Source organism: Arthrobacter sp. NPDC056727, from assembly GCF_042790555.1.
Taxonomy (GTDB): Bacteria; Actinomycetota; Actinomycetes; order Actinomycetales; family Micrococcaceae; genus Arthrobacter.
Genome location: NZ_JBHTZA010000053.1, coordinates 1 through 4,518, shown reverse-complemented (window position 1 = coordinate 4,518; position 4,518 = coordinate 1). Strand labels below are relative to the sequence as shown.

Genomic DNA, 4,518 nt, shown 5'->3' with positions numbered 1-4,518 from the left:
AGCTGTCGCGACCGGGGCGATCATCCCCGGCGCCTCCTCGATCAGCGCTCCGGTGTTCACCGCCGCAGACTCACTGCCCCTTGTCATGACCGTCGTCATGCCCGGAGAGAACATTCCCGCCGCCGAGTACGAACGCGTCCGGGCCCTCCTGCTCGAAGCAACACACAAAGTCTCCGAGGAACTCGGCGCCCCGCCCCACGCGGCGACGTCGATGTGAATACTTTGAAAGCAGGCTAGTCCTGGGCCAGCCTTCGGGCATGAAATCGGCAGCGGCGGGTCGGCGCCAGGCTTCGTCAAGAGTGAGCAATATGTGATCGAGAAGGGCTGACTTCCCGACGTTTGTGGCATCGGCGTGCCAGATGGCCGACAGAAGTCATCCCTCACCCTGAGCGGCTTGGGCCGAGCAGGCTAAAAGGTAAAGGAACAACTCTGGTGTTATCCGAACACGACGGCCTCACACGTCAGACCGGGCTCGACCCGTCTATTGACCAGGCACGTATTGAAGCGGCGGTCCGCGAAATTCTGATTGCGGTCGGGGAAGATCCCGACCGAGGCGGGCTCAAAGAGACACCGACACGGGTGGCCCGGGCCTTTGCCGAGACATTCGGCGGTCTCCATCAGAAGGCTGAGGACGTCCTTGGCGTGACATTCGACATCGAGCACGAAGAACTCGTACTGGTCAAGGACATACCGTTCTATTCGACCTGCGAACATCACTTGGTTCCTTTCCACGGCCATGCTCATGTCGGCTACATCCCTTCGACCGACGGCCGGGTCACCGGTCTCAGCAAGCTGGCACGGCTTGTAGATATTTACGCGCACAGGCCTCAGGTACAGGAGCGGCTAACTACGGACATCGCCGAAGCTCTGGTCAGGCATCTTCAACCGCGCGGAGTAATAGTTGTCGTTGAATGTGAGCACCTGTGCATGTCCATGCGCGGCATCCGGAAACCTGGCTCAAAGACGGTTACGAGCGCAGTTCGAGGCCAATTGCATGACCCTGCGACCCGGGCTGAAGCTATGAGCTTGATACTCGGTAGGTAGACACCGCTCACCTGCCGGGGCGCCGTTTGCTTACTCCGGGAATTCTGTGCCGAGAACGTTTAACAGCGCCCACGCCTTAGTGCGGATTTCCTCGTGCTCAGCTTCGGGTGTCGAGTCTGCGACGATGGCCCCGCCGACCCCGATCGTGAGCTTCATCGTGTCGTCCACCCGGTGCATCACAAGAGTGCGGATCACCACGGACAGATCAGAGGCACCGTTTCGGGAGAAATAGCCGATTGCACCTGAATAGACCCCTCGAGGACCGGATTCAAGATGATCGAGGATGCCCATCGTCCGGATTTTCGGCGCTCCGGTCATGGAACCAGGTGGAAAGGCCGCTGCAAGGACCTGCGCCCTGGCTGTCTCGGGCCGCAATTGGGCGTCAACGGTGCTTACCAGCTGGTGGACCGTTGAGTAGGTTTCCACCGAGAAAAGCCGGGAGACTGTGACTGAGCCCGGGACGGCGAAGTGGCTTACGTCGTTTCGTAGCAGATCGACGATCATGAGGTTTTCTGCCCGGTCTTTAGGATTTGCTGCCAGCTCCGCGCGGACCGAGGCGTCCTCGTTCCGGTCCGCATGGGGCGAGCGGCGGCGGGTGCCTTTGATGGGTTCGGCACGCACTGCGCCGTCCTCTGCGATGCTGAGAAACCGTTCGGGTGACGAACTCGCGATGGTCAATGCTCCGAAACGGGCAAAGGCCGCAAACGGGGCAGGGCTTTGACGGCGCAGTGTGCGGTAGATTTGCCACGGATCTGGCCCGGAAGTCGCGGAGGTAAGCTCAAGTGTCGCCTCGAGGGTGGTCGTGAGACAGACCTCGTATGTGTTGCCTTCAGTTATCTCAGCTTTTGCAGAGAGGACTTTGGAGCGGTAGGTGTCCGCGGCGTCTCGTGCCTGGAAGACTGGGGTTTGGCCAACAGCCGCGGGAGCTGCCGGCAACGGGTGTGCCTCAGCGAAAACATGTTCAGCGTGGTCCAGCCATGGAGCCGCGTCGGGTGCGTTGAGGGCGAGAAGCCAGATTTCGTGTTTTTCATGGTCGATAATCACCGCCCGTCCCGCGAAAAGGAGCTGGGCGTCAGGAATCTGTTTGCCCAAAGCGGGCACGTCATGGCCGCCGCACTCGCGCTTAAGGCCGTAACCCAGATATCCCAGCCACCCGAGTTCGAAACCGCATTCCAGCCCTGGTGGACCGGTTGGATGTGTGGAAGTACCGGATGAGGTCTGCCCCCAAACCGAACCTAGCCACTGGAAGAACGGCTGATGTAGGCGCGCAGTGGCAGGAGTAGCGGTTCCAGGGCCGAAGACCACTTCGGTTAGCCCGTTGTGGTGCGACATACGGCGGCCTCTGCTGCCAGCGTCGTCAGCCATGATGCTGAAGCGGCTCCGCGGTCCCGCCTCCGGGGTACCTGCGTCTGAGGCGTCCAGCCAGACGGCATTACTCGAGCTTCCGAACAGCTGGTCGAAGATGTATTCAGGGTCAGGTTTTGCATAGTGGTGCCGGACCAGGATGGCATCCTCGTCTTTCGAATACTCCGAGGAACCCAGTGATCCGTGCAACGCTGGAAGTTCGCTCAGTGCGTCCAAGACATTGCCGGCCGCAGCGGAAGTGTCGAACTCCCCGTTGGGCGAAACTACGATGCTGGCCGCCAGCGATACATCGTCTGACGAGTACAGTGCGTCTTCCTGCACAGCCCATCGCTTCCAGTGCGCTGCATCGCCCTTATCCCTTGAACCCATGTCGTTGCGGCAGGCAGGCGCCCCTGACGCTTCAATCCACACCACGACTTCGCAGTGGGCTCTCAGTGGCGCAGCTCCTGCCCCTGTTCCTTCCAGAATCACGAAATCAGCGGGTTCCGTCACGCGCTCCTGAGAGTATTCTCCAGCAGCCCAATCCCACGCGAGCCATTTCACTGGCCGGCCTTGCAGGAGCGGATCCAGGACTGTTTTATCGCAGCGATGGATGCCTTCGACAAGGCCGTCCCAGCCTGAATACAGGTCTTTTAGAGAGATGACTGCCACTGAACCCCGCCGACCCAACAGTTTGGCAAGCTGTTCCGTGACAGAAGTCTTGCCCGCGCCTGCCCGACCATCAACGGCGATGAATACGGACGATTTCATAATCGAACTTCCGGTCTGGGGCTGACGGGCCCAAACTCCTTATTTGCCATCGCATGCCCCAAAGGGAACGCGAAAATGCGCCTGGGCGATCAGACCAGCCTGTGAGTAGTGTTTTCATGGACTCTGGCTTGGTTTGCACACTCCTGAAACTCCTGGCGGTCATTTAGCGCAACGCCTCCGGGCCGGGCTCAGGTCACACCGATCGCATCAAGCGACCGCTGACCCGAACCCTAGCCCCAGAACGACATTCGTCTGTGAATCCAAGTGGCGGGCCAAACGGGCGGCAAAACGGGTCTTGTTTACCGCGACTCACATGCCTCGGCGGCGTCCATGGTATTGCTGAGCAGCATGGCGATCGTCATGGGTCCGACTCCGCCCGGGACCGGTGTTATGGCGCCCGCAACGGCAGTGGCTTCGTCGAAACGGACATCGCCTACAATTCCACGGTCAGTGCGATGGATACCCACGTCGATCACTGTTGCTCCCGCCGCTATGTGTTCACTGCCGATCAATCCCGGCACACCTGCGGCAGCGATCAAAATCTCCGCCTGCCGAGTCAGATCGGCGAGATTACGTGTCCGCGAATGCGCAATCGTCACAGTGGCGTGCTGTTGCAGCAGGAGCTGCGCCATGGGCCTTCCGACGAGCTCAGACCGACCGACGACTACAGCATTGCGCCCTGCAAGCTCGATGCCGCTCTCGGACAGCAGACGCATAACCCCACTTGGGGTGCAGGGCCGCAGTCCTGCCTGGCCTCGCGCGAGCAGGCCGGCACTGGTTGTGGTCAGACCGTCCACGTCCTTTGATGCCGGAATTCGTTCAATGAGTTGTCCGGAATCCATGCGCCCGGGCAGTGGTAGCTGCAGGAGGATTCCGGAGACTGTGTCATCGCTGCCAAGCTCGTCCAGCGTTGCCGCGATGACCGACTCAGTAGCGTTCGCAGGAAGATGCCGGTGCAGGTCGGCAATTCCCACCTCCGCGGCCAGCTTGCGTTTCCTGGCCACGTATACGCCGCTGGCGGGGTCATCGCCGACTAGCACAGTGGCCAACCCTGGAACCTTTCCGGTCCGATGAGTGTATTTTTTTACTCGCTCGGCGACCTCGGTATGTACACGCCTGGCGACAGCAGCTCCATCGATAATCTTCGCAGTCATCAAAGTCTCCCGAGTTCGGCTCTTACCGCCGGCGGTGTCGTGCGCTGTGGCGAATCTCTTCCAGTGCGGGCGGCACTAGGCACGGCTGGTTTCATTCGTCATTTCCCTTCGGTTTTGCCGTGGTGTTAGTGGGCTGTTGCGCCGGTGGTTTGGTGCTTGAGTTCCCGTACTGTTTTTGCGAACGGAACGGGAGTTACTGTGGCGC

Annotated in this window: 4 protein-coding genes; 2 read left to right on the top strand and 2 right to left on the bottom strand. The window is 60.4% G+C overall.

The features are described from left to right. Both ACFRAH_RS24155 and folE read left to right on the top strand, forming a co-directional pair. Nucleotides 1-217: hypothetical protein (locus ACFRAH_RS24155; protein WP_377993427.1), on the top strand; the 217-nt coding region annotated here is incomplete at its 5' end. A 266-nt stretch (nt 218-483) separates the two neighbouring features. Then, nucleotides 484-1,044 carry a GTP cyclohydrolase I FolE gene (gene folE / locus ACFRAH_RS24150; RefSeq protein WP_377993428.1) on the top strand — a complete coding sequence of 187 codons (561 nt, stop codon included), beginning with the start codon at nt 484-486 and terminating at the stop codon, nt 1,042-1,044. A 30-nt stretch (nt 1,045-1,074) separates the two neighbouring features. On the opposite strand, the gene pabB is transcribed toward folE, so the two are convergent. Then, nucleotides 1,075-3,159, bottom strand: a complete 2,085-nt coding sequence (gene pabB / locus ACFRAH_RS24145; RefSeq protein WP_377993426.1) for an aminodeoxychorismate synthase component I — start codon at nt 3,157-3,159, stop codon at nt 1,075-1,077. A 299-nt stretch (nt 3,160-3,458) separates the two neighbouring features. Next, the gene (folD, locus tag ACFRAH_RS24140; RefSeq protein WP_377993425.1) at nt 3,459-4,313 is read right to left on the bottom strand and encodes a bifunctional methylenetetrahydrofolate dehydrogenase/methenyltetrahydrofolate cyclohydrolase FolD; all 855 of its coding nucleotides are present in this window, start codon (nt 4,311-4,313) and stop codon (nt 3,459-3,461) included. Nucleotides 4,314-4,518: the final 205 nt, after the last annotated feature.